The following is a 23,037-nucleotide window of genomic DNA, read 5'->3' on the forward strand; positions in this document are numbered from 1 at the left end:
TCATCAGCTATTTGAGGGGAATCATGGCTAACTGGATGGATCAATTACAGTCGCTGCTGAAGCAAAAAGGCGCATCGGCAACGTCGTCGGGCGATCAGGGTTTCAGCAAAATGCTGCCTGGCGCGCTGGGCGGTCTGGCGGGGCTGCTGGTTGCCAGCAAATCGTCCCGCAAGCTGTTAACCAAATACGGTACCAGCGCGCTGCTGGTGGGCGGTGGTGCCGTCGCCGGTAGCGTGCTGTGGAACAAATACAAAGACAAGGTGCGCGCCGCCCATCAGGATGAGCCGCAGTATGGCGTGCAAAGCTCACCGCTGGACGTGCGTACTGAGCGTCTGATCCTTGCGCTGGTCTTCGCTGCTAAAAGCGACGGACATATCGACGACAAAGAACGTGCCGCCATCGACGCCCAGATGCGCGAAGCGGGCGTTGAAGAGCAGGGCAGAGCGCTGGTCACCCAGGCCATCGAACAGCCGCTGGATCCTGAACGTCTGGCGCGCGGCATCAAAAACGAAGAAGAAGCGCTGGAAGTTTATTTCCTGAGCTGTGCGGCCATTGATGTCGACCACTTTATGGAGCGCAGCTATCTGAATGCACTGGGGGATGCCCTGAAGATCCCGCAGGATGTACGCGAGGGTATTGAACAGGATCTCAAACAGCAAAAGCTGGCGCTTCCCGGCTAATCATCTGCGCCCTGGTGGCACGCTGCGCTTGCAACATGCGTGTCTTTTGCCACCCTTATAGGGTGTAAACTGCAAAAGACAGACGCTATGCCACCAAAAGCCAGAAAAATTCCTCACGCCATCACCACGCATGGCGACACACGCATCGACGACTACTACTGGCTGCGGGACGACTCGCGCTCGCAGCCGGAAGTGCTGGATTACCTGCATCAGGAAAATGACTATGGCCGCGAGGTCATGGCATCGCAGCAGGCGCTGGAAGAGCGTCTGCTGGCTGAAATCGTTGGGCGTATCCCCCAGCGCGAAGTATCTGCGCCTTATACCCGCAACGGCTACCGTTACCGGCATATCTATGAGCCGGGCTGTGAATACGCTATCTATCAGCGCCAGTCGGTGCTCAGTTCCGAATGGGATGAGTGGCAGGTGCTGCTTGATGCCAACAAACGCGCCGCGCACAGCGAGTTCTACACCCTTGGCGGACTGGCGATCTCGCCGGACAATAATATTATGGCGCTGGCGGAAGATTATCTGTCGCGTCGCCAGTACGGTATTCGCTTTCGTAATCTGCAAACCGGCAACTGGTATCCGGAGATGCTGGCCAACGTCACGCCGGACTTTGTGTGGGTTAATGACTCTGAAACCCTGTACTACGTGCGTAAACACGCCACCACGCTGCTGCCGTATCAGGTCTGGCGTCATACCGTCGGCTCGCCCGTCTGTCAGGATGAACTGGTTTATGAAGAGCAGGACGAGACCTTTTACGTCAGCCTGCACAAAACCACTTCACAGCACTATGTGGTAATTTCGCTTTCCAGCGCCACCACCAGCGAGTCGTTACTGCTGGATGCAGAGCTGCCGGACGCCCAGCCGCTGCGCTTTTTGCCGAGGCGTAAAGATCATGAATACAACCTTGATCACTATCAGCATACCTTTTATCTGCGCTCTAACCGCGAAGGCAAAAACTTTGGCCTTTACCGCACCAAAGTGCGCAGCGAGGCGAAATGGGAAGTGCTGATCCCGCCGCGGGACGCCATTATGCTGGAGGGCTTCACGCTTTTCACCGACTGGCTGGTGGTGGAAGAGCGCCAGCGCGGATTGACCAGTCTGCGACAGATCAACCGCAAAACCCGTGAAGTCACCGGCATTGCCTTTGACGATCCCGCCTATGTCACCTGGCTTGCGTATAATCCTGAGCCGGAAACGTCGCGCCTGCGCTATGGCTATTCGTCGCTGACCACGCCCGATACGCTGTTTGAACTGGATATGGACACCGGCGAGCGCCGCGTGCTTAAGCAGACGGAAGTGCAGGGTTTCGAGGCCAGCGACTACCGCAGTGAACATTTGTGGATCAAAGCACGGGATGGCGTGGAAGTGCCGGTATCGCTGGTCTACCACCGCAAACATTTCCGTAAAGGGGAAAACCCGATCCTGATTTATGGTTACGGCTCCTACGGCTCCAGTATGGATGCCGATTTCAGCAGCAGCCGCATCAGCCTGCTGGATCGCGGCTTTGTTTACGCCATCGCCCATGTGCGCGGCGGCGGCGAACTGGGACAGTCCTGGTATGAGGACGGCAAATTCCTGCGCAAGAAAAACACCTTCAACGATTATATCGACGTCTGCGACGCGCTTATCGCGCAGGGCTACGGCTCGCCGCACTATTGCTATGGCATGGGCGGCAGCGCGGGCGGCATGTTAATGGGGGTGGCGATTAACCAGCGGCCGGATCTGTTCCACGGTGTGATAGCCCAGGTGCCCTTTGTGGATGTGGTGACCACCATGCTGGACGAATCCATTCCGCTCACCACCGGTGAGTTTGAGGAGTGGGGCAACCCGCAGGATCCGGAATATTACGCTTATATGAAGAGCTACAGCCCCTATGACAATATTCAGCGGCAGGCCTATCCGCATCTGCTGGTAACCACCGGGCTGCACGATTCACAGGTGCAATACTGGGAGCCGGCGAAATGGGTCGCCAGGCTGCGTGAAATGAAAACCGACGACAACCTGCTGCTACTCTGTACCGATATGGATTCCGGGCACGGCGGGAAATCGGGCCGCTTCAAATCTTATGAAGGGGTGGCGCTGGAATATGCGTTTCTCATTGGCCTTGCGCAGGGCACGTTACCGGGACGTCAGGCTACTGATCGTTAAGGTAGTGCTTAAGGGTCAGGCGCAGCTCCGGACTCATGCGATCAAGGTTATTAAACAGCCAGCGCAGGTAACCCGGATCGCGTTCGGCCACTTCCGACACCGCTTTACCGCGATATTTACCGAAGGTAAAAGTGGTCATCAGGGCAGGGCGGCCGGTAATGGTCGCCATCTGGTCCGGCGTCCAGCCTGAAGTATTCATAATATCAATCAGCAGCGCGGCGGTAATGTAGCAGTCATACAGCGCCCGGTGATGATGCAGCCCGGCCGGGGTCTGAACATTCAGTTTACGGGATTTATACAGCGCCATATTGCTGTATTTGATCCCCGGCCACAGCCGACGCGCCAGCTTCATGGTGCAGATCCACTCGCCGGGCATTTCCGGCAGCACACGCCGGTCAAAGCTGGCGTTGTGGGCGACATACCACTCACTGCCCATATAATGGGGAATAACCTCTTCGATCCATGGCTGATCCGCCACCATCGCTTCCGTAATACGGTGGATAGCCATCGCCTGCGGACTGATAGGGCGATCCGGGCGCACCAGATGGCTCATCGGATTCACTATCTGGCCGTCAATAATATCGACGGAAGCAATTTCTACGATGCCGCCCTGCAAATCGCAGGTTTCGGTGTCTATCACGCGTAACATGTGGGTTTCCCTTAGCAGGTGATGCAAATTTATTTCATTTTCGGTTCATACGGCAGGCGCGAGAGCGACACCGAGGCCAGACGATGGGCAATCAGGCGCTCCCTGAACCAGTCACGCAGATGCGCGGGCTGCTCACGCTCTACGGCTTCAGCGATCACCGGCATGTTATAGCGCTCCTTAAAGGCTACACCAGCCGCCGCCAGATCGACATTCACTTTGTCCATCTCATCCTGAGGAAGGGTAGCGAGATTTTTGTTCATAAACTTCTCCTGAGTGTTCGGCGCAAAACTTACTAAGCCTGTCCCGGAAAGGCAAGCCCGACTGCCGGCAGACTCGACTCATACATTCATCGGGGTTATTCTCATTACTGAGATATAACAAAAAGGAATGGAATAAATGACTTTCATGGTATCCCGTCTCTGTTCTGCCTTGCTGCTTGCAGGCGGAATGCTCGCAACGCCTGCTGTTTTGGCGCATGCCCATCTGAAACATCAGTATCCGGCAGCAGATGCGAAGGTCGATGCGGCACCCCAGGCGCTGACGCTCAATTTCTCGGAAGGGATCGAGCCAAAATTCAGCGGCGTGAAAATTACCGGCAGCAAACAGCAGGACGTGAAAACCGGCCCGGTGAAACGTAATGAGAACGACAAAACGCAGTTGATTGTGCCCATTGAGCAGGCGCTGACGCCGGGAGAGTATACCGTAGACTGGCACGTTGTGTCGGTCGATGGACACAAAACCACAGGTAATTATCACTTCAGCGTCAGATAACCGATGCTGGCCTTTCTCTATATCACGTTGCGGTTTATTCATTTCGCCACCCTGATGCTGGCGACAGGCAGCGCCTGGTTCAGCGCCGTGCTGGCACCGGCAGATCTGCAACCGGTGATCGTCCGGCGCTTTAAGCGTATACAGCGCCTCTGCCTGACTCTGTGCGCTGGCAGCGCGCTGCTGATGTTTGCCGTACAGGGCGGGATGATGGGCAATGGCTTTGCGGATACGCTTCGCCCTGATATCTGGCTGGCGGTGGCGCAGACGCAGTTTGGCAGCGTCTGGCTGTGGCAGATGCTGCTGGCGCTCATCACGCTGGTTATGGTGATGGTGCAGCCGCGCTGTCAGGGGCGCCTGTTTGCGTTGCTCCTCGCACAGCTCATGTTACAGGCCATGGTCGGTCATGCGGCGATGCATGACGGGCTGCCCGGCCTGTTGCAGCGCCTGAATCACGCCCTGCATCTGATCTGCGCAACCGCATGGTTTGGCGGCCTCCTGCCGGTGATTTTCTGCACCCGACAGGCAGGAGGTCACAGGCGCGAAGCGGCAATCACTACGCTGATGCGTTTTTCCCGCGCCACGCATCTGGCGGTGGCGCTGGTATTCCTGACGGGTATTATTAATGCGCTGTTGATCCAGGGCGTTGCACTACCCTGGCAGAGCGATTATGGTCGTCTGCTTTTGTGCAAATGTGCGCTGGTGCTGCTGATGCTGGTAATTGCGGTCGTGAATCGTTATGTTCTGGTGCCGCGCTTTCGCACCCATGGTCGTCAGGCGCAAACACACTTTATTCGCATGACGCAGGCTGAAGTGATCTTGGGTACACTGGTGCTGGCCCTGGTCAGCCTGTTCGCAACGCTTGAACCTTTCTGAATAACTGGCGAAGACAATGAAGAAAAGTATTCTCTCCCTGCTGTTACTTACCTGTTCCGCCGCCGCGCTGGCAGCCCCGAAAGTGATCACGGTAAGCCGTTTTGAAGTCGGAAAAGATAACTGGGCCTTTAACCGCGAGGAGGTGATGTTAACCTGCCGTCCGGGACATGCGCTCTTTGCGATTAATCCGTCGACGCTGGTGCAGTATCCGCTGAACGAGGCGGCACAAAAGCAGGTCGACAGCGGTCAGGCGCAGGGTACGTCCATCAGTGTGATCCAGGTCGATAATCCGCACAAAAGCGGTGAAAAAATGAGCCTCGCTCCGTTTATCGAGCGTGCTGAAAAGCTCTGCTAAATACCAAAAATATCTTTCTGATTTCCAATAAAAAAACCGCAGCCCTCATACTGAAGTGCTGCGGTTTTTTGCTTTTCGGCTGCGACCTTAACCGGATTTTCCAGACCACTCCTGCGGCAGACTGGAAAAGCTGGCGCTGTCATCTATTCTTAAAGTGCCAGGCGTAGTTTGCCTGCATTAATGCCAACTTTTAGCGCACGGCTCTCTCCCAAGAGCCATTTCCCTGGACCGAATACAGGAATCGTATTCGGTCTTTTTTTATTCTGTTTTCCATCAACAACTTAGCCAGCAGGTGCCGATCCCGCGCCTTTTGCCTGACTCAGGTTACAAGGTAAACGTTTTTTGGAGCGTATCCAACCCCTTTTCGACGCTTTTTGTCCTCACTTTGTGGGATCGCCCTCATGCTGATATTAGCGGGGCACGTGAAGGTTAAATAAAACTAATTAAATTGTAGTATCGTACCAGGCTATTTAATTATTTATTTTGCGCTAAAGTATTCACGAAGGTTATATATATGAACAAAAAACACAGTTATATTGATTCAACTATTCTTGGGCTGAATAATTCATCCGAAGCCCATTTTAAATGGCTGGTAAAAGTACTCCATTTTATCGCGAATAAATCGGCGCTGATGCCTGAGCTTACTTATGACGACGCCCATAAAATTTGCGAATTTGGTCAGTGGATCGACGAGCGGCTGACAGAAGAGCGCAATGACGGCAGTTTTCTTCAGGACATCCACCGTAAGCACCACGACATTCATATCACCTGCCGGGCGCTGGTGGAGGCGGTGCGCAAGGGGGAGGTGAGCGACGCGCGTTTTGATAGCTTTGAAAATGCGCTCATTGCCTTCAATGCCTCGGTGACCGACTATAAAACCCATCTTTTACAGTTGCGCAGCAGTTACGACACGCTCACCGGTTTACCTTTACGACGCACGCTGGATGATTCCTTTAGCGGGATGGTCGATCAATACAGTCAACAGGGATTGTATTTATTACTGGTGGACATCGATCACTTCAAAAAAATAAATGATAACTACGGGCATCTGGTGGGAGACGGGGTATTACGCTGTCTGGCGCTGACGCTGGAAGATAATGTCAGAAAGTGTGAGACCGTATATCGCTATGGCGGCGAGGAGTTTATTATTGTGTTGCACGCCGCCACCAAAAAAGAAGCCTGCATTGCTGCTGAACGGATCCGCAACCTGATTGCCAGAACATTAATGCTTGTGGCCGGGCATGAAATTAAGATCACCTTTACCGCCGGGTTAACCCGTATCGATGAAGATGAAGTATTACGCGAAGTGCTGGAAAGAACCGACAAGGCGTTATACCACGGCAAGGAAACCGGTCGTAATCGCTGTATTTATGTTGATCGCGAAAAAATAATGCAAAAAATCGAGGTTTAAAAAAACTACCACTCCCCGCGGCACCGCGGGAAGGGGAATATCAGCGTTGCAGAAAGAGGGCGTTTTCGCGCGGCGACCAGTCTTTTTCTGAGAAATCAAAAACCGGGAAAGCGGTGTCACGCACACCCTGGGCGAGCAGCATTTCACGCGCCTCGACGGGCAGGTTTTCTTCACGGAATAATTCAGCCATCACAAACATGGCATCATTGAAGGAAAGCTGCTTAATCTCGAAAGGCTTCCAGCCGGTGCGCTTGAAAATCAGGTGATAAAGCGCTTCTTCGCCGGACAGCGGAACAAACATGCTGGCGTATTTATCACGATGCCTGGCGAGCAGCACTTCCAGAATAAATATTTGCGCGATACGCTGTCGGGTGGCATTCCCCAGGGAACTCTCTTCGTTTTCCATTTCCGCAAAGGGAATGTCGTTGTTTTCACGCACCCGCGTGGCTATGGCATTCCACAATTCATCAAACTTTTGCATACCGCTACCTTGTCTTAAGTGTTCCTGGCCTTAAGACAATAACAGAGAGCCCGCCACCCCGCCAGACGCTGCCCGGCGGGTGATGATTAATCAAACAGCGCCCGCAGACGGGCCTGAACATCATCCTTCAGCGCAAAGCGGCGGCGATACTCAGCGCGTTTCTTGCTGGCAATGCTTTCAAGTGATTTACGCTCAAGCTGTAACGGCAACTTCCAGCGCCAGGCGTTGTCAGGCGTGCCATCCACGGAGGCCCAGAATTCATCGTAGCTGGCATGAAAATGCCGGCCCTTACTGAAACGATAGCGCAGGGCACGGAACACATGGCCTTTATCGCTGACGCCATAGACCGCCGTAATGCCGGTAAGCGCCGCCAGTTGCCAGAATATTTCCATCAGCATACGTTTCGGAAAGATACCGTAGCAGGCGCGGGTGGACTGTTTAATGACGTCGTGAGAAACCGAGCGGCGCGGTCCCTGTAATCCTCCCACCATCAGCGCGCGCGCTCCCTTTTCCGTCACCACGCTGAAAGTGGCGCTTGCCAGCAGCGTATTATCTGCGCCATACAGCCACAGGGTGCTTTCCCCTTCACGCTCGGCTTTGCTGGCGCAGGAGGCGTAGACGGTAAAGGGCGCGTCGTCTTTGCCGGTAAATCCCATTAGAGGTACCGGCGCGGCAGCGGTCAGCGCCTCCGCAAGCGGTGCGGAGGTCAGACTGTCGATATAGTCATAGTGGCTGATGATAGCGTCGGCGCGCTGTCCGGCACGCAGGCCCCGCATCAGATACTGGCGGTGCGATTTACTGGGCAGCGTGATTTGGGCGCTGAGCAGGCGATCGAAGCCCGGACGGCTGGACAGGCTGTTCAGCATCTTAACGGTCGACGGCCAGAAGAGCAGCGAGCGCAGGAGAAATTTAACGCGATAATCGCGCTTTTGCCAGATCGGTCCGGGCGTCAGACGGCCATGGATCAGGTCGGAAATAAGGTGTGGATGCGGCGATGAGGGCGCATCAATTTGCAGGGTAGTGTTTGTCACAATAATGACCTCTCTAATTTCCGACTATTCTGGAGGCCTGACAAAAATATGTTAATGGCTGCGGGAGTTTTATTTCCGCTTTGTTTAGGATTGATTGAGGTTAATCTGATTTAAATAAAAAGACCGGAAGGGCAATAAACAGGGACGCGGGCGAGGGTATTATTGCGTCTGCGGAGCACCCGCAGCGCAATATATGAAAAAGGTCATCAGAAATCGCTGTACTCCTGAGCCGGACGCCAGAAGCCATCGATAAAATCTTCTACCGGGTAGCAGCCGCCGTGCCGCAAACGTTGCTCGTCCATGGCCACCAGGCACTGTTGTTCGGTGTTATAGACATCAATCACAATGTCATCACACCCACCATCCAGGTAACAAACAAATAATACCAGTGCGAACATTCCATCCTCAGATCGGGCTAACGTAGAGTAAGTGTAGGGGATGAAACAGAGCGGGGGAAATTCGCGGAGTAAATAACCCGTCCGGAAGACGGGTTCTTCGGATCAGGCAAGACGCATAATCCAGGTATCAGACTGCTCATCATAATGTTCGCGGTACAACACTGAGTGCTCACCATCAAGCAGCGCCGGAATGCTGGTATCCGCATCCCAGGCATCCAGTTGCATACATAAATCCGGATCGGAACTGCATGGAATACGCAATGTTCGTTCACCCTGCTGTTCGCCTTGCAGCTCAGCATCATCGATTTCAAAGGTGCCAATACGCACGCTGGTTTTCGTCATAATGCTCTCCGTTAAGTTGCTATAGTGGTACGACCAGTAAAGTCACCCATTTTTTAGCCTGGTTCACTTAAGCGGAATATGCCAGTCAGAATGTGCTTATTTTTTTAAGCCGTCAGTCTCTGTCCGCAAATAAACGCCCGTCCCGTACCAGTTCACGTGGATAACTGTTTTTCAGCCGCGAGCCGATTTTTTTCGCCAGCCCCAGCGGTTGCCCCTGGAAAGTGACAATCACGTCGTCCTGCGGGGGCGTGGTTTGCGGATAAACGTCACGTCCGCGATACCACTCTTCGGCTTCCAGATGGGTCAGCTCAAAGGCCAGCGGATTTGCAGTACCGGCCAGCGCGATAATGGCTTCGTGCTGCCAGCGGAAACCTTTGTTATGCACCTCGGCAAGTTTGATGCCCAGACGGGAGAAGCGCACTTTACCGATCATTGGTTCGATGGCCGCCGGGAATAACCAGATTTCTTTGTCCCGCTGCCACAGCCGCAGCTGCTCGTCCCAGCGCAGCCCGACACTGGCCGCCGCCTGCATAACGTTTGCGCTTTCACGGGTTTTCATCGGCGTGAAGGGAAAATTACCTACTTTGTAGGTCGGGGCCGGTAAAGGGACCACGGAGGCGGTTTTACGCAGTCGCGCGACAAAAAAGCCTTCGCAGTCGTAAATCTGCGGAAAGACATGCAGGAAACCCTCTGCGGTAAGCGCGGCGCCGGCATCCGGAAACAGACTTGTCAGCGATTCAAATTCCACGGCGTCAGGATATTGCGCCTGCAGCCAGTGGCAGATGGCTTCGTTCTCGTCCAGGTTAAGCGTGCAGGTGGAATAGACCAGCGTCCCGCCGGGCCGCAGGGCGTGAAAAGCGCTGTCAATAAGTTCGCGCTGGGTGGCGGCGATTTCCAGATTGCTCGCCACCGACCAGTTTTTCAGCGCATCGGGATCTTTACGCACCACGCCTTCGCCGGAGCAGGGCGCGTCCAGCAGAATGGCATCAAAGGCTTCCGGCAGCGCTGCGCCAAACACCCGTCCGTCGAAATGGGTGAGGGCGACGTTATGAATGCCGCAGCGGCTGATATTGGCGTGCAGCACTTTTACGCGGCTGGCCGAAAATTCATTGGCGAGGATCGCCCCGCGATTCTGCATACGGGCGGCGATTTGCGTGGTTTTGGATCCCGGGGCGGCGGCCACATCCATTACCCGTAACGGCTGTTCGTCCCCGGCAAAGAGCGCGGCGACCGGCAGCATGGAACTGGCTTCCTGAATATAAAACAGGCCGCTCAGGTGCTCGGCGGTGCTGCCGAGCGGCACGGTATCTTCCTCTTCACGCTCGATCCAGAAACCTTCGCCACACCAGGGCACCGGCGTCAGATGCCAGTCATAGGGCGCCACCAGCGTGAGAAAATCTTCCACGCTGATTTTCAGGGTGTTGACGCGAATGCTGCGGCGCAACGGGCGCTGGCAGGCGGCAATAAAGTCGTCAAAGGAGAGATGCGACGGCATGGCCTGGCGCATTTGCGTAAGAAAAGCATCGGGAAGATAAACAGAATTGTGTGCCACTCGCGTATCACCAGCAAAAAAACAGGCGCGCAGTGTAGCATAAAGGCCCCGGCGCAGACACGCCGGAGCCCCGGTTGGTTAACGCGGCAGGGCGGTGCCCCACTGACGCCACTCTTTCGGTTCACTGTCCTGTAACAGGAAATGTTTACCGACCTGCGCTTTCGGCGCCAGCGGCGTGCCCGGCGGGGTGGCGAAGGCAATACCACCGCGAATAAACTGGTTGAAGGTGCCGGTTTTCACCACGCCACCGGTCAGGCCAAAGTCCAGTGAATAGCCGGAAGCCAGCCAGAACACCGAGTTATTCCGCACCAGATGCTCATAGCGCTTGCTGATCCGCAGGCCGACCATCACGCGATCTGACAGCGTGCCCAGCGTCAGGCCGGTGACCGTACCCACTTCCATGCCACGGAACAGCACCGGCGTACCGATATTAAGCCCGCCTGCTTCCGGCACTTCCACCACGATGCTCAGCCCGTCCAGATAACGGGAGTCGGCGATAGTCGCTTCCTGTAACTCGAAGTCGCGGCGTGCGTTGCCGCGTCCCGGCTCGACGTTGATATAAGGCTGCAGAATGGTATCAAGATGCTCCACGCCCGCCGCGGAAATCTGCGGCGTGATCACCGAGAAGCGTGTCCCGGTGCGGGCAAAGGTCTGCACATATTCCGGATAAAGCACCGCTTTTGCCTGCACTTCGTTGCGTTCGGTGATGAGCTTCAGATCCTGCACCTGGCCAATATCAATGCCAAGGTATTTGATCGGCATCCCGGCGGACAGTTTTCCGGCATCAAACGCGTGCAGGGTGATCTGCCCGCCGACGGCGCGGGCGGCGGTTTCTGACGGGAAGAGTACCCGCTTGTCGCCTTTACGTGTAGACGCGCCCGCTCCCGGCAGGTTATCGAAGCTGATGGCGCCTTTCAGCGCGCGGGACAGCGGCGAGGCCTGTACCGTCAGTCCGCTGCCGTTGAGCTGCACTTTCGCGCCGCCTTCCGCCCAGAACACACTGTTGCTGGTCAGCAGCGAGCGGTATTCCGGCTTAATATGCAGCGAAATGTCGAAGGCATTGGCGCGCGGCGTCACGGTGATGACTTCACCCACCTCAAACTTGCGATACAGCACCACCGATCCCGCCTGTACGTCCGGCAGGGTTTCGGCGGAGAGCGTCAGCGTGGTGGTGGGCAGATCGCCGAGGCTGTTTTCCAGCGCTTTATCAAGGTTGGCGAACAGCGGATAGGTGGATTTCATCTCGCCTTTATTGCCGGGCAGGATGCGGATCCCGCCGCTGATCCACTCGCTGGCGCTGGCGGCGAGAAACTCCACGCCGTCCAGACCGAGCTTGACGTCCACCCGGCTGTTGACCACAAATTTGCTGTCGCCATGCAGCAGATCGCGATACTGCGGATCCAGCGCCACCGCGAAGGTCACGCCTTTCGCCGTCAGATTACGCTCCAGTACCTGACCCACCTGCACACCGTGCAGGATCACCGGCTGACCGGCATCGATGCCGTAACTTTCCGGCGCGGTCAGGGTTGTGGTGATCACGCCCGGCTCCTGCAACAGGGTTTTATCGGCGGGCAATACCACAAAGTGATCCCGCGGCTCGCCTTCGCCCGGCACCAGCTCCAGCGTATTGCCGGTTAACAGCGAACTGAGACTGGTATCGTTCAGGGAAATTTTCGGGCTGCGCATCTCAATGCGCGTATTGTCACGCAGCAGATTGACCACGCTCGGATCCACCGTCATTTCGCCGGTGACGCCGCCGCCTGGATTAAGGTTAATTTTGGTCAGCTCGCCCACTTCCAGCCCCTGATACATCAGCGGCGTAGAGTTCTCTTTCAGCCCCTGGCCGCCCGGCAAATCGAGTTTGATCAGCACGCCGCGCTGGCTGTGGGCTAAATCTTCGTACAGACCAAATTCATCGTCCGGCTCTGCGGGTTTGGAGCTGTCCGGCGAGTCAAAAGCGATGGCGCCATTCACCAGCGAGGCGAGGCTTTCCAGCTCCACCTTCGCACCGCTCAGGCCCACGTCCGCCTTCACGCCGGAGACGTTCCAGAAGCGGCTGCCTTTTTTCACCAGGTTAGTGAAACGGCGCTCAATCAGCACGTCGATGGTGACGCCCTGTTTGTCTTTGTTGATGGCGTAGTCATAGACGCGGCCCACCGGGATTTTACGGAAGTAGACCAGCGAGCCGCTGCTCAGGGAGCCCAGATCCGCCGCATGGAGATGGATCATCAGCTCACCGTTGTTAAGACGGTATTTTGGCTGCGTATCCAGCGCGGTAAAATGATCCTGAGGTTCGCCTTTGCCCGGCATCATGCCGATATAGTTACCGCCCACCAGCGCATCCAGACCTGAAATACCGGCCAGCGACGCCTTGGGCGTTACCAGCCAGAACTGGGTATCGCTACGCAGCGCATCTTTCATGTCGGCTTTAATACTCGCCCGCACCTCAATTTTATTGAGTTTTTCGCTCAGGCGAATGTCCTGCACCGTGCCGACTTCCACCCCCTGATAACGGACCGGCGTGCGTCCCGCCACAATGCCATCGGCGGAAACGAAGTCGATGGTAATGGTATTACCGCGATCTTCGAAACTGCTCCAGACAAGCCAGCCTGCGATCATCAGCGCGATGACCGGCAGCAGCCAGAAAGGTGAAATACGACGTTTAGTTTTAATGCGCGCTTCAGTCGGTGAAGCGGGGGTTTCCTGACTCATGTGCATCCCAAAGTAAGCGGCTGTCCAGCCATTCCACAGCAAGAATAGTCAAAATTACCGCTGCGCCGAAATAAAACGCAGCTGGCCCCATGGTAAACGCGAGCAATTGATCGCGATTAATCAAAGACATGGTGAGTGAAATTACAAACAAATCCAGCATCGACCAGCGCCCGATCCAGGTCACCAGCCGCAATAACAATACACGAGTCCGTAATCCTTGCTCACATTTAAAATGAATGCTGATAAGCAGCGTCAGCATGACCAGAACCTTGGTGAAAGGCACCAGAATACTGGCGATAAATACGATGGCGGCGACAGCGATATTGCTGCTCCCCAGTGAAATAATCCCCGACATAATGGTGTCTTCCTGGCGCGCGCCATTAATGTAAACCACCGAGATGGGCAACAGATTCGCAGGTAACAGAAAGACCATGGACGCCAGCAGCGCCGCCCAGCATTTCTGAACGCTCTGCCGACGGCGAAATCGTAACGGAATATGGCAGCGCGGACAGCGACCGCGGGCATCGGGCAAACCGGTGAAATGGCAGCCGAGGCAGACGCGCAGGTTATCATGCGGGCGGGTCGCCGGCCGCTGGGGATAAAAACGCTCCCACAGCTGTTCCACGTTGAGGTGGATAATGGTCAGGATGCTGAGGATCACCAGCGCAACAAACGCCAGCAGCCCGACGCCCGGTTGCAGGTAGGCGTAATCCTGCACCTTGATAGAGGCGACGCCAATGCCGACCAGATAAATATCCAGCATCACCCACTCTTTCAGCCGCTCGATCATCAGCAGCACCGGGCGCAGGTTCATGCCAAGAATATTACCGAACCACAGATAGGCAATGGCGGCCACCAGCACCAGCGGCGCGCCGACGGTACAGAACAAAACCATTGCTGCGGTCAATGGATCGCCCTGGGCGGTCATCTGCCAGATGCCCATCAACAGGTTGGCGTCGATGCGCGTGCCCAGCAAATAGAAGCGCAGCAAGGGTTCGCTCCAGGCAAAGGGCATGAGCAACAGCATGGTGACGGCCATCGCCGCCAGGCGCGTCAGCGACCAGTCGCGTCCATCGCGAATTTTGGCGTCACACCGCGGACACCAGGCGCTCTGGTGCGATTTCATCACCGGTAACGCAAAAAGCGTATCGCACTGCGGGCAACGCTGATAATGTGCACGAGGCAAAGCATCACCAACCGAATGTACGGTGATTTTTTTGTCTGGTGTTACCTGCGAGATTTTTAAAGCCATGGTTTCAATAGCCAGTGTTGGAATGCATCTATATTAACTCATGAATGGAATCATCTTGAGCAAGAACGCATTTAATGCTTATTTTATTAGGCTGTGCAGGAATTTTGTAAGACAACCAAGTGATTAAATAATGAACAAAGCAGATTTCTATGCGGATTTGAACCGCGATTTTCAGGCGTTGATGACAGGTGAAAGCAGTTTCTTAGCCACCCTTGCCAATACCAGCGCGCTGCTGTTTGAGCGTCTGGATGGGGTTAACTGGGCAGGGTTTTACCTGCTGGAAGGCGAGACGCTGGTGTTAGGGCCGTTCCAGGGCAAAATCGCCTGTGTACGTATTCCTGTCGGTCGCGGCGTATGTGGCACCGCGGTGGCGCAAAACCGTGTGCAGCGGGTGGATGATGTGCATGCCTTTGATGGCCACATCGCCTGCGATTCCGCCAGTAATGCTGAAATTGTTCTGCCGCTGGTAGTGAACGATCAGATTATTGGCGTGCTCGACATCGACAGTACGGTCTTTTCCCGCTTTACTGCTGAGGACGAAGAGGGCCTGCGCCAGCTGGTTTCGCAGCTTGAAACCGTTCTGGCGGCGACCGATTACCGTAAATTCTTTGCAGCCGTCGCAGGATAATCAACGGATAACGTAGCATTTACTGATAGCGTCATTATAATGACGCCTGTTCATGCCTGCGGCTAGTTGGCTACGTCCGTTGTAATCAGGAAATTTCATGGAAAATCAACCTAAGTTGAACAGTAGTAAAGAAGTTATCGCATTTTTGGCCGAACGTTTTCCGCTCTGTTTCAGTGCTGAAGGCGAAGCGCGCCCCCTGAAAATCGGTATTTTTCAGGATCTCGTCGAGCGTGTTGATGGTGAGATGAATCTCAGCAAAACCCAACTGCGCTCTGCATTGCGTCTTTACACCTCCAGCTGGCGCTACCTGTACGGTATCAAAGCGGGCGCAGCGCGCGTCGATCTCGACGGCAACCCTTGCGGTGTGCTGGACGAGCAGCACGTAGAGCACGCCCGTAAGCAGCTGGAAGAAGCCAAAGCCCGCGTGCAGGCACAACGTGCCGAGCAGCAGGCGAAAAAGCGCGAAGCTGCTGCCGCCGCCGGGGATTCGGCAGAAGACGCACCGCGTCGTGAACGTAAACCGCGCCCGGCGACGCCTCGTCGCAAAGAAGGCGGCGAGCGTAAACCGCGTGCCGATAAGCCAGCCGCTAAGCCACAGCGCGCACCGCGTGAAGAGCCGCAGCATACTCCAGTGTCAGATATCACTGCGCTGAGTGTGGGGCAGAACCTCAAGGTGAAAGCGGGCAACAATGCCATGGATGCCACTGTAACGGAAATCACCAAAGATGGCGTTCGTGTGCAGCTGACTTCTGGTATGTCGATGATTGTACGCGCAGAACACCTGTTGTTCTGAAACGGAGGCCAGGCCTGGCATGAACACTTTGTTTAAGCGCACCGCGTTGGCTGGCCTGCTCCTGATCACAGGGCAGGCTTTCGCCGTCGAAGATATTACGCGTGCTGATCAAATTCCGGTATTAAAGGAAGAGACGCAGCATGCCACAGTGAGTGAACGCGTAACCTCGCGCTTCACTCGCTCCCACTACCGCCAGTTCGATCTGGATCAGGCGTTTTCCGCCAAAATTTTCGATCGCTACCTGAACCTGCTGGATTACAGCCACAACGTGCTGTTAGCCAGCGATGTCGCCCAGTTTGCCCAGAAAAAGGGCGTGATCGGCGATGAGTTACGCACCGGTAAACTCGACGTTTTCTACGATCTGTACAATCTGGCGCAGAAGCGTCGCTTTGAGCGTTATCAATACGCGCTGAAAGTGCTGGAGCGTCCGATGGACTTTACCGGCAACGACTCCTTCAACGTCGATCGCAGCAAAGCGCCGTGGCCGAAAGACGAAGCCGAGCTGAACGCCCTGTGGGATGGCAAGGTTAAGTTTGACGAACTGAGCCTGAAGCTGACCGGTAAAAACGAAAAAGAGATCCGCGAGACCCTGACGCGTCGCTATAAGTTTGCGATCCGTCGTCTGGTGCAGACCAACAGTGAAGATGTTTTCTCACTGGCGATGACCGCGTTCGCGCACGAAATCGATCCGCACACCAATTATCTCTCGCCGCGTAACACCGAACAGTTCAACACGGAAATGAGCCTCTCCCTTGAGGGGATCGGCGCCGTGCTGCAAATGGACGATGACTACACCGTCATTAATTCGATGGTGGCAGGCGGTCCGGCGGCGAAAAGCAAAGCCATTACCGTTGGCGATCGCATTGTTGGCGTTGGTCAGACCGGGCAGAACATGGTGGACGTGATCGGCTGGCGTCTGGACGACGTCGTCGCGCTGATTAAAGGGCCGAAGGGCAGCAAAGTACGTCTGGAGATCCTGCCGGCAGGCAAGGGCACCAAAACGCGCATTGTCACCCTGACCCGTGAACGCATTCGCCTGGAAGATCGCGCAGTAAAAATGTCTGTGAAAACCGTGGGCAAAGAAAAAGTCGGCGTGCTGGATATTCCGGGCTTCTACGTTGGCCTGACGGATGACGTCAAAGTGCAGCTGCAGAAGCTGGAAAAACAGAACGTCAGCAGCGTGATTATCGATCTGCGTACCAACGGCGGCGGCGCGCTGACCGAAGCGGTATCGCTCTCGGGTCTGTTTATCCCGTCCGGCCCGATGGTGCAGGTGCGTGATAACAACGGTAAAGTGCGCGAAGACAGCGATAACGACGGCATTGTGTACTACAAAGGCCCGCTGGTGGTACTGGTTGACCGCTTCAGCGCCTCGGCATCGGAGATTTTCGCCGCCGCCATGCAGGATTATGGCCGTGCGCTGATTGTCGGGGAACCGACCTTCGGTAAAGGTACCGTGCAGCAGTATCGTTCGCTGAACCGTATTTACGATCAGATGCTGCGTCCGGAATGGCCAGCGCTGGGCTCGGTGCAGTACACCATCCAGAAATTCTACCGCGTTAATGGCGGCAGTACGCAGCGTAAAGGCGTCACGCCGGACATCATCATGCCGACAGGTAATGAAGAGACGGAAACCGGCGAGAAGTTCGAGGATAACGCCCTGCCGTGGGACAGCATCAACGCCGCGACCTTTGTGAAGTATGGCGATTTAACGCCGCACGGGCCGCAGTTGCTGAAAGATCATAACGAGCGTATCGCAAAAGATCCTGAGTTCCAGTACATCATGAAGGACATTGCCCGTTTCAACGCCATGAAGGAAAAACGGGACATCGTGTCGCTGAATGAGGCGCAGCGCGAGAAAGAGAACGCCGAAGACGATGCCATTCGTCTGGCGCGTCTGAACGATCGCTTTAAGCGCGAAGGCAAGCCGTTACTCAAGAAGCTGGATGACCTGCCAAAAGATTACAAGGAGCCGGATCCGTATCTGGATGAAACGGTGCATATCGCCCTTGATCTTGCCCATCTCACAAAAGATCAACCGACGGCGAAGCCCGCTCCCGCAAAATAAAAACCACAGGCACAAGAAATTGTGCCTGTTTTTTTTAACAAACGCGTATTCACGTCAGCAATGTCATTCTCAATGTAAAGTTGTGTCTTTCTGGTGACTTACGAAGCCTGGATCCTTGAAAATGCCGCGTATACCCATACGATGTGGGTAATCGCATAGTGCGTTTTGTTAAACTGGGGTTAAAAGAAAATTATGATGCGGATCGCGCTTTTCCTGCTGACCAACCTGGCCGTGATGGTGGTTTTCGGGCTGGTGCTCAGCCTGACAGGCATTCAGTCCAGCAGTATTCAGGGCTTGTTAATCATGGCGCTGCTTTTCGGTTTTGGCGGATCCATCATTTCACTGATGATGTCGAAATGGATGGCGCTGAAATCCGTGGGTGGCGAAGTCATCGAGCAGCCGCGTAACGATATGGAACGCTGGCTGATGCAGACCGTCGAGCAGCAGTCCCGCCAGGCCGGGATCGCCATGCCGCAGGTCGCTATTTACCACGCGCCGGATATTAACGCCTTCGCCACGGGCGCCAGCCGTAACGCTTCACTGGTGGCGGTGAGCACCGGGCTGTTGCAGAACATGAGCCGCGACGAAGCGGAAGCGGTTATCGCCCATGAAATCAGCCACGTTGCCAACGGTGACATGGTTACCATGACGCTGGTGCAGGGGGTGGTGAACACCTTCGTTATTTTCATCTCCCGTATCCTGGCGCAGCTGGCGGCGGGCTTCCTTGGTGGTAACCGCGAAGAGGGCGAAGAGAGCAACGGCAACCCGATGATCTATTTCGTGGTGGCGATGGTGCTGGAACTGGTGTTCGGTATCCTGGCCAGCATTATTACCATGTGGTTCTCCCGTCACCGTGAATTCCACGCCGACGCCGGTTCCGCGCGTCTGGTTGGGCGTGAGAAAATGATCGCGGCGCTCCAGCGTCTGAAAACCAGCTATGAGCCGCAGGAAGCCAGCAGCATGATGGCCTTTTGCATCAACGGTAAGTCCAAATCGCTCAGCGAGCTGTTTATGACTCACCCGCCGCTGGATAAACGCATTGAAGCGTTGCGTAGCGGCGCTTATCTGAAATAAGCCGTCATTTGATACATCAGGCGCGCCACCCGGCGCGCTTTTTTTATGCCGTCCGGCAGGATATTCGGTTTTATGTCGCAGATTTGTAAAGAAGATGCCAAACGCGCATTGCGGGCAGCCCGCCGCGAATTTATAATAAAAACCGGTTCTAATTTTTATAAAACACTGGCGATGAGGTGATTAATGGCAATCGCAGATTTGGATAAGCAGCCAGATTCTGTCTCTTCAGTTCTGAAAGTTTTTGGCATCCTGCAGGCGCTCGGCGAAGAGCGTGAAATTGGTATCACCGAACTGTCGCAGCGGGTCATGATGTCAAAAAGCACTGTTTATCGCTTTTTGCAGACCATGAAATCGCTGGGTTATGTGGCGCAGGAAGGTGAGTCAGAAAAGTATTCGCTGACGCTGAAGCTTTTTGAACTTGGCGCGCGTGCGCTACAGAATGTGGATCTGATCCGCAGCGCGGATATTCAGATGCGCGAACTGTCCCGTCTGACCAAAGAGACGATCCACCTGGGCGCGCTGGATGAAGACAGTATCGTCTACATTCACAAAATCGATTCCATGTACAACCTGCGCATGTATTCCCGTATCGGGCGTCGCAATCCGCTGTACAGCACGGCGATTGGCAAAGTGCTGCTGGCGTGGCGCGATCGTGAAGAAGTGAAGCAGATCCTGGAAGGCGTTGAGTATAAGCGCAGTACCGATCGCACCATAACCACGACTGAAGATCTGCTGCCGATGCTGGATATCGTACGTGAGCAGGGCTACGGCGAAGATAACGAAGAACAGGAAGAAGGCCTGCGCTGCATTGGCGTACCGGTATTTGACCGTTTTGGCGTGGTGATTGCGGGTCTGAGTATTTCGTTCCCTACGCTGCGTTTCTCTGAGGAGCATTTGCACGATTACGTGGCCATGCTGCACACTGCCGCGCGTAAAATCTCTGAGCAGATGGGCTACAACGACTACCCGTTCTGAATAAAAATCGTTGCCCGGCAGCCGCTGCTGACCGGGCAATCGCTTAATCAATTACCGTATTGCTTTTACGCAGTACCGGGCAATTCGTAAAACCAATAATTCCACTGTCGGTATGAATATATTGCGCTGTGCTGAAGCCCTGCGCCGTCAGATAGCGACACTGCAAACCGAGTCCGGCGGCATTTTCTTTGCTGCCAACCAGTACGCCGTAACCACTCAGTAATACGCCAATCCACAGCAGAGCGATGATCATAATCGTGCGAACTGTCATGCGCATATAAACTCCTTTTATTATCCTGTGCGTAAAATCCTGGCGGTTTTTACGCAATGAAACAAGTCACGCATTCCTAAAAAGGCCGGATAGCGCTACAGTTAGCCGCGGTTTAACAAGCGCGTGATAACCTTGAGACAGGGTATTAATTCGGAGAGAGTAGTGAGAAAATTTCGGTGGCTTATCGTGATCGCCGCGCTGGTTGTCTGCCTGTTGATGTGGACCCAGATGCTGAATGTTATGTGCGATCAGGATGTGCAGTTTTTCAGCGGTATCTGCGTTATCAATAAATTTATTCCCTGGTGACGGCATTTTTTCAGTGAATGATTTCCTTCCTTAATGCCAGTGGTAAGATAGCGCGTTAACATTGAGGTGGTGAAATGAACGAAGTACTGAATTCAGGCGTGTTTAATCTTGCGTCTTTGGTCGTATCGCTGGTGGTGCTGGTCGCAGGTCTGATCCTGTGGTTTTTTGTTAATCGTCTGAGCTCACGTACCCGTGAACAGATTGAACTGCTTGAAGCGCTGCTCGATCAGCAAAAACGGCAGACGGCCTTGCTGCGCAGACTGTGCGAAGCAAACGAACCTGAAAAAGAAGCGCCGGAGAAAGCGGTGAACGTTCAGGCCGATGGCGATGATTTTATTCGTCTGGTCGCCGAGCGCTAATCGTCAGGGGAGGGTGCAGCATGGCATGGAAAAACCCCTGGTATAATCCTGATCTGCCGCATCATTCCCCTGAAGGTTTTCGTAATCTGTACGAAACCGGACATAAACCTGGCGACGTGGAGCGCTGGCGTAAAGAACGTCGTGCCGCCGGGTTACCCTTAGCACCGCAGGGTGGCTATGACGCTTTTATCGACAAATGGTGGCAACGCGCCGTTATTTCCGGAGAAGACGATCGCGTCTGGTGGCTTGGTCATACCAGTATGCTGTTGCGACTTGACGGCAAGCATCTGCTGATTGACCCGGTATTTTCAAATCGCGCCTCGCCGGTGAGTTTCAGCGGGCCGCGGCGCAAAACGCCCCTGGCGCTGAACATCAACGATCTGCCCGTCCTCGACGCCATCCTGATTTCCCACAACCATTATGATCATCTTGATAAGCGTACCCTGCGTGCGCTGCTAAAGCGTTTTCCTGATGTCACCCTCTTCGTACCGCTCGGTCTGGGCGACTGGTGTCGCCGTCGCGGTGTACAGCATATCGTTGAGCTCGACTGGTGGGATCACCGCAGCTTCCATGGGTTGACGATAACTGCCGTTCCCGCCCAGCACTGGAGTATGCGTACCCTGTGGGATCGCAATCGGTCGCTTTGGTGTGGCTGGGTGGTGACATCCCCGCACCAGCGTTTCTGGTTTACCGGCGATACAGGCTACACGCCGACGCTGGCTGACATCCCGCAGCGTCTGGGTCCATTCGACATCGTGGCGCTGCCGGCTGGCGCTTATGCGCCACGCTGGTTTATGGCCTCACATCATATGGATCCTCAGCAAGCGGTGCGACTCTGGCAGCAGGCCGGGGAACCGCTGGCTTTTCCGGTGCACTGGGGCGTTTTCGAACTGGCGGATGAAGGGCTCGATGAACCTGTCCGGGAACTGGTGCAGGAATTAAACGAAGCGGGAGGGCGGCGTGATAACTTTCGCATCCTGAAAATCGGTCAGTATTTATCCTTTCCAGCGAAAATATTCGCATAAGCTTTTCCTTATTCCCGCATTAACAGCAAATGCTATTATTTTTTGCACCAGCGAAACGTTTTTATTGCTTTACGATGATGCAATGTCATTAAACTTTCATTATTTTGGTGCAGGCATATTATTATTTGTGCAACTTTTATTCACTCGCTCAGCACCTTTGTATAACCAGGTAAAATTACGCTTTATTGTTGGCTCTTTTGTTAATTTTATAAGCCAGAAGAAAAAGTTATAAGGATATATTTTATATTATATCAATCGCTTAGCTTAGGCTGGATCAATCCATCATATTAAGCTATGGTTATAAAGTCGTGTTTTTCACAGGATCCGCACGTGCCCATAACTACCGTTAAAGCGCCCTGATCTGCAAAGTCAGGTCTTATCGAAGGCGGGTAGTGAAGGCATTTGCAGAATTTGTGCGGCGGATCCAGACATGTTTAAAAATGGCTTGCCATATTTCATGTTGTATGTGATAACACGTCGTGAGTCGAACGAGGTACAGTTCTGTTTATGTGTGGCATTTTCAGTAAAGAAGTCCTGAGTAAACACGTTGTCGTTGAATACCGCTTCTCTGCCGAACCTTATATTAGTGCCTCAAGCAGTAATGTCTCAGTTTTATCTCAGTTAATGCCTGCGGGCTAAGAAAACACTCTAAGGAATTTTGCAAATGGCAAAGATTAAAGGTCAAGTTAAGTGGTTCAACGAGTCTAAAGGTTTTGGCTTCATTACTCCTGCTGACGGCAGCAAAGACGTGTTCGTACACTTCTCTGCAATCCAGGGTAACGGCTTCAAAACTCTGGCTGAAGGCCAGAACGTTGAGTTCGAAATTCAGGACGGCCAGAAAGGCCCGGCAGCAGTTAACGTTACCGCTATCTGATTT

At 54.4% G+C, this 23,037-nt stretch carries 25 protein-coding genes and 1 pseudogene; 16 read left to right on the top strand and 10 right to left on the bottom strand.

Annotated features, from left to right (window positions below; translation table 11 throughout):
- The first annotated feature begins 23 nt into the window (after window positions 1–23).
- Together ACQUTD_RS04875 and ptrB are read left to right on the top strand one after the other, a co-directional pair.
- Window positions 24–680: a DUF533 domain-containing protein gene (locus tag ACQUTD_RS04875; RefSeq protein WP_473273907.1), complete on the top strand. Its 657-nt coding sequence runs from the start codon at window positions 24–26 to the stop codon at window positions 678–680.
- Window positions 681–767: 87 nt separating this feature from the next.
- The gene (ptrB, locus tag ACQUTD_RS04880) at window positions 768–2,834 is read left to right on the top strand and encodes an oligopeptidase B (protein WP_318373662.1); all 2,067 of its coding nucleotides are present in this window, start codon (window positions 768–770) and stop codon (window positions 2,832–2,834) included.
- On the opposite strand, the gene exoX is transcribed toward ptrB, so the two are convergent.
- The gene (exoX, locus tag ACQUTD_RS04885; protein WP_318364227.1) at window positions 2,821–3,483 is read right to left on the bottom strand and encodes an exodeoxyribonuclease X; all 663 of its coding nucleotides are present in this window, start codon (window positions 3,481–3,483) and stop codon (window positions 2,821–2,823) included. The genes ptrB and exoX overlap by 14 nt on opposite strands.
- A 29-nt stretch (window positions 3,484–3,512) precedes the next feature.
- Window positions 3,513–3,743, bottom strand: a complete 231-nt coding sequence (locus tag ACQUTD_RS04890; protein ID WP_072568775.1) for a DNA polymerase III subunit theta — start codon at window positions 3,741–3,743, stop codon at window positions 3,513–3,515.
- 136 nt (window positions 3,744–3,879) lie between these two features.
- On the opposite strand from ACQUTD_RS04890, the gene yobA reads away from it, so the two are divergent.
- The 4 genes from yobA to ACQUTD_RS04910 all read left to right on the top strand — a co-directional run bounded on the left by yobA (window position 3,880) and on the right by ACQUTD_RS04910 (window position 6,893).
- On the top strand, window positions 3,880–4,254 hold the full coding sequence (gene yobA / locus ACQUTD_RS04895; RefSeq protein ID WP_473273908.1) for a CopC domain-containing protein YobA: 375 nt from the start codon (window positions 3,880–3,882) through the stop codon (window positions 4,252–4,254).
- Window positions 4,255–4,257: 3 nt separating this feature from the next.
- On the top strand, window positions 4,258–5,127 hold the full coding sequence (gene copD / locus ACQUTD_RS04900; protein ID WP_318376848.1) for a copper homeostasis membrane protein CopD: 870 nt from the start codon (window positions 4,258–4,260) through the stop codon (window positions 5,125–5,127).
- Between the two features lie 16 nt (window positions 5,128–5,143).
- On the top strand, window positions 5,144–5,482 hold the full coding sequence (locus tag ACQUTD_RS04905; protein WP_072568772.1) for a YebY family protein: 339 nt from the start codon (window positions 5,144–5,146) through the stop codon (window positions 5,480–5,482).
- 514 nt (window positions 5,483–5,996) lie between these two features.
- Window positions 5,997–6,893, top strand: coding sequence for a diguanylate cyclase (locus tag ACQUTD_RS04910; protein WP_473273909.1), 897 nt, complete (start codon window positions 5,997–5,999; stop codon window positions 6,891–6,893).
- A gap of 40 nt (window positions 6,894–6,933) precedes the next feature.
- On the opposite strand, the gene ACQUTD_RS04915 is transcribed toward ACQUTD_RS04910, so the two are convergent.
- The 7 genes from ACQUTD_RS04915 to yebS form a co-directional block, all read right to left on the bottom strand.
- Window positions 6,934–7,374, bottom strand: coding sequence for an ECs1072 family phage-associated protein (locus ACQUTD_RS04915; RefSeq protein WP_473273910.1), 441 nt, complete (start codon window positions 7,372–7,374; stop codon window positions 6,934–6,936).
- 86 nt (window positions 7,375–7,460) lie between these two features.
- On the bottom strand, window positions 7,461–8,405 hold the full coding sequence (locus tag ACQUTD_RS04920; RefSeq protein WP_473273911.1) for a DUF535 family protein: 945 nt from the start codon (window positions 8,403–8,405) through the stop codon (window positions 7,461–7,463).
- Between the two features lie 206 nt (window positions 8,406–8,611).
- Window positions 8,612–8,803, bottom strand: coding sequence for a YdfD/YebW family protein (locus ACQUTD_RS04925; protein ID WP_072568768.1), 192 nt, complete (start codon window positions 8,801–8,803; stop codon window positions 8,612–8,614).
- Window positions 8,804–8,905: 102 nt separating this feature from the next.
- Window positions 8,906–9,145: a YebV family protein gene (locus ACQUTD_RS04930; RefSeq protein ID WP_088218761.1), complete on the bottom strand. Its 240-nt coding sequence runs from the start codon at window positions 9,143–9,145 to the stop codon at window positions 8,906–8,908.
- A 112-nt stretch (window positions 9,146–9,257) separates the two neighbouring features.
- Window positions 9,258–10,697: a 16S rRNA (cytosine(1407)-C(5))-methyltransferase RsmF gene (gene rsmF, locus ACQUTD_RS04935; RefSeq protein WP_473273912.1), complete on the bottom strand. Its 1,440-nt coding sequence runs from the start codon at window positions 10,695–10,697 to the stop codon at window positions 9,258–9,260.
- Between the two features lie 78 nt (window positions 10,698–10,775).
- Window positions 10,776–13,409: a PqiB family protein gene (locus ACQUTD_RS04940; RefSeq protein ID WP_072568765.1), complete on the bottom strand. Its 2,634-nt coding sequence runs from the start codon at window positions 13,407–13,409 to the stop codon at window positions 10,776–10,778.
- The gene (gene yebS, locus ACQUTD_RS04945) at window positions 13,378–14,661 is read right to left on the bottom strand and encodes a membrane integrity lipid transport subunit YebS (protein WP_473273913.1); all 1,284 of its coding nucleotides are present in this window, start codon (window positions 14,659–14,661) and stop codon (window positions 13,378–13,380) included. The genes ACQUTD_RS04940 and yebS overlap by 32 nt, the downstream gene beginning before the upstream one ends.
- A 130-nt stretch (window positions 14,662–14,791) precedes the next feature.
- Here yebS and ACQUTD_RS04950 point away from each other — a divergent pair, with 130 nt between their 5' ends.
- From ACQUTD_RS04950 to kdgR, 5 genes are all read left to right on the top strand, one after another.
- Window positions 14,792–15,289, top strand: a complete 498-nt coding sequence (locus tag ACQUTD_RS04950; protein WP_072568763.1) for a GAF domain-containing protein — start codon at window positions 14,792–14,794, stop codon at window positions 15,287–15,289.
- A gap of 97 nt (window positions 15,290–15,386) precedes the next feature.
- Window positions 15,387–16,082 carry an RNA chaperone ProQ gene (proQ, locus tag ACQUTD_RS04955; protein WP_318364235.1) on the top strand — a complete coding sequence of 232 codons (696 nt, stop codon included), beginning with the start codon at window positions 15,387–15,389 and terminating at the stop codon, window positions 16,080–16,082.
- 19 nt (window positions 16,083–16,101) lie between these two features.
- On the top strand, window positions 16,102–18,150 hold the full coding sequence (prc, locus tag ACQUTD_RS04960; RefSeq protein WP_473273914.1) for a carboxy terminal-processing peptidase: 2,049 nt from the start codon (window positions 16,102–16,104) through the stop codon (window positions 18,148–18,150).
- 192 nt (window positions 18,151–18,342) lie between these two features.
- Window positions 18,343–19,224 carry a protease HtpX gene (gene htpX / locus ACQUTD_RS04965; protein ID WP_072568760.1) on the top strand — a complete coding sequence of 294 codons (882 nt, stop codon included), beginning with the start codon at window positions 18,343–18,345 and terminating at the stop codon, window positions 19,222–19,224.
- A gap of 183 nt (window positions 19,225–19,407) precedes the next feature.
- Window positions 19,408–20,199: a DNA-binding transcriptional regulator KdgR gene (kdgR, locus tag ACQUTD_RS04970; protein ID WP_318364236.1), complete on the top strand. Its 792-nt coding sequence runs from the start codon at window positions 19,408–19,410 to the stop codon at window positions 20,197–20,199.
- Window positions 20,200–20,242: 43 nt separating this feature from the next.
- On the opposite strand, the gene ACQUTD_RS04975 is transcribed toward kdgR, so the two are convergent.
- Complete coding sequence (locus ACQUTD_RS04975; RefSeq protein ID WP_072568758.1) at window positions 20,243–20,476, bottom strand: YobH family protein; 234 nt, start codon at window positions 20,474–20,476, stop codon at window positions 20,243–20,245.
- Window positions 20,477–20,632: 156 nt separating this feature from the next.
- On the opposite strand from ACQUTD_RS04975, the gene mgrB reads away from it, so the two are divergent.
- The 5 genes and pseudogenes from mgrB to cspE all read left to right on the top strand — a co-directional run bounded on the left by mgrB (window position 20,633) and on the right by cspE (window position 23,034).
- Entirely contained in the window at window positions 20,633–20,776 is a 144-nt protein-coding gene (gene mgrB / locus ACQUTD_RS04980) for a PhoP/PhoQ regulatory lipoprotein MgrB (RefSeq protein WP_072568757.1), read from the top strand.
- Between the two features lie 74 nt (window positions 20,777–20,850).
- Complete coding sequence (locus tag ACQUTD_RS04985) at window positions 20,851–21,135, top strand: YebO family protein (protein ID WP_318364237.1); 285 nt, start codon at window positions 20,851–20,853, stop codon at window positions 21,133–21,135.
- 20 nt (window positions 21,136–21,155) lie between these two features.
- Window positions 21,156–22,160 carry an MBL fold metallo-hydrolase gene (locus ACQUTD_RS04990; RefSeq protein ID WP_473273915.1) on the top strand — a complete coding sequence of 335 codons (1,005 nt, stop codon included), beginning with the start codon at window positions 21,156–21,158 and terminating at the stop codon, window positions 22,158–22,160.
- 507 nt (window positions 22,161–22,667) lie between these two features.
- Window positions 22,668–22,812, top strand: a pseudogene (locus ACQUTD_RS04995) (DUF2627 domain-containing protein).
- A 12-nt stretch (window positions 22,813–22,824) separates the two neighbouring features.
- Entirely contained in the window at window positions 22,825–23,034 is a 210-nt protein-coding gene (cspE, locus tag ACQUTD_RS05000) for a transcription antiterminator/RNA stability regulator CspE (protein WP_001062678.1), read from the top strand.
- The last annotated feature ends 3 nt before the right edge of the window (window positions 23,035–23,037 follow it).

Source organism: Enterobacter sp. K510, from assembly GCF_055804875.1.

Coding starts and splice junctions, on each gene's coding strand:
- cspE (WP_001062678.1), top strand. CDS start 22,825: ATGGCAAAGATTAAAGGTCAAGTTAAGTGGTTCAACGAGTCTAAAGGT.
- prc (WP_473273914.1), top strand. CDS start 16,102: ATGAACACTTTGTTTAAGCGCACCGCGTTGGCTGGCCTGCTCCTGATC.
- kdgR (WP_318364236.1), top strand. CDS start 19,408: ATGGCAATCGCAGATTTGGATAAGCAGCCAGATTCTGTCTCTTCAGTT.
- proQ (WP_318364235.1), top strand. CDS start 15,387: ATGGAAAATCAACCTAAGTTGAACAGTAGTAAAGAAGTTATCGCATTT.
- ACQUTD_RS04925 (WP_072568768.1), bottom strand. CDS start 8,803: ATGTTCGCACTGGTATTATTTGTTTGTTACCTGGATGGTGGGTGTGAT.
- ACQUTD_RS04985 (WP_318364237.1), top strand. CDS start 20,851: ATGAACGAAGTACTGAATTCAGGCGTGTTTAATCTTGCGTCTTTGGTC.
- copD (WP_318376848.1), top strand. CDS start 4,258: ATGCTGGCCTTTCTCTATATCACGTTGCGGTTTATTCATTTCGCCACC.
- ptrB (WP_318373662.1), top strand. CDS start 768: ATGCCACCAAAAGCCAGAAAAATTCCTCACGCCATCACCACGCATGGC.
- ACQUTD_RS04915 (WP_473273910.1), bottom strand. CDS start 7,374: ATGCAAAAGTTTGATGAATTGTGGAATGCCATAGCCACGCGGGTGCGT.
- ACQUTD_RS04930 (WP_088218761.1), bottom strand. CDS start 9,145: ATGACGAAAACCAGCGTGCGTATTGGCACCTTTGAAATCGATGATGCT.
- ACQUTD_RS04890 (WP_072568775.1), bottom strand. CDS start 3,743: ATGAACAAAAATCTCGCTACCCTTCCTCAGGATGAGATGGACAAAGTG.
- htpX (WP_072568760.1), top strand. CDS start 18,343: ATGATGCGGATCGCGCTTTTCCTGCTGACCAACCTGGCCGTGATGGTG.
- yebS (WP_473273913.1), bottom strand. CDS start 14,661: ATGGCTTTAAAAATCTCGCAGGTAACACCAGACAAAAAAATCACCGTA.
- ACQUTD_RS04875 (WP_473273907.1), top strand. CDS start 24: ATGGCTAACTGGATGGATCAATTACAGTCGCTGCTGAAGCAAAAAGGC.
- ACQUTD_RS04990 (WP_473273915.1), top strand. CDS start 21,156: ATGGCATGGAAAAACCCCTGGTATAATCCTGATCTGCCGCATCATTCC.
- yobA (WP_473273908.1), top strand. CDS start 3,880: ATGACTTTCATGGTATCCCGTCTCTGTTCTGCCTTGCTGCTTGCAGGC.
- ACQUTD_RS04975 (WP_072568758.1), bottom strand. CDS start 20,476: ATGCGCATGACAGTTCGCACGATTATGATCATCGCTCTGCTGTGGATT.
- ACQUTD_RS04950 (WP_072568763.1), top strand. CDS start 14,792: ATGAACAAAGCAGATTTCTATGCGGATTTGAACCGCGATTTTCAGGCG.
- ACQUTD_RS04905 (WP_072568772.1), top strand. CDS start 5,144: ATGAAGAAAAGTATTCTCTCCCTGCTGTTACTTACCTGTTCCGCCGCC.
- ACQUTD_RS04940 (WP_072568765.1), bottom strand. CDS start 13,409: ATGAGTCAGGAAACCCCCGCTTCACCGACTGAAGCGCGCATTAAAACT.
- exoX (WP_318364227.1), bottom strand. CDS start 3,483: ATGTTACGCGTGATAGACACCGAAACCTGCGATTTGCAGGGCGGCATC.
- ACQUTD_RS04910 (WP_473273909.1), top strand. CDS start 5,997: ATGAACAAAAAACACAGTTATATTGATTCAACTATTCTTGGGCTGAAT.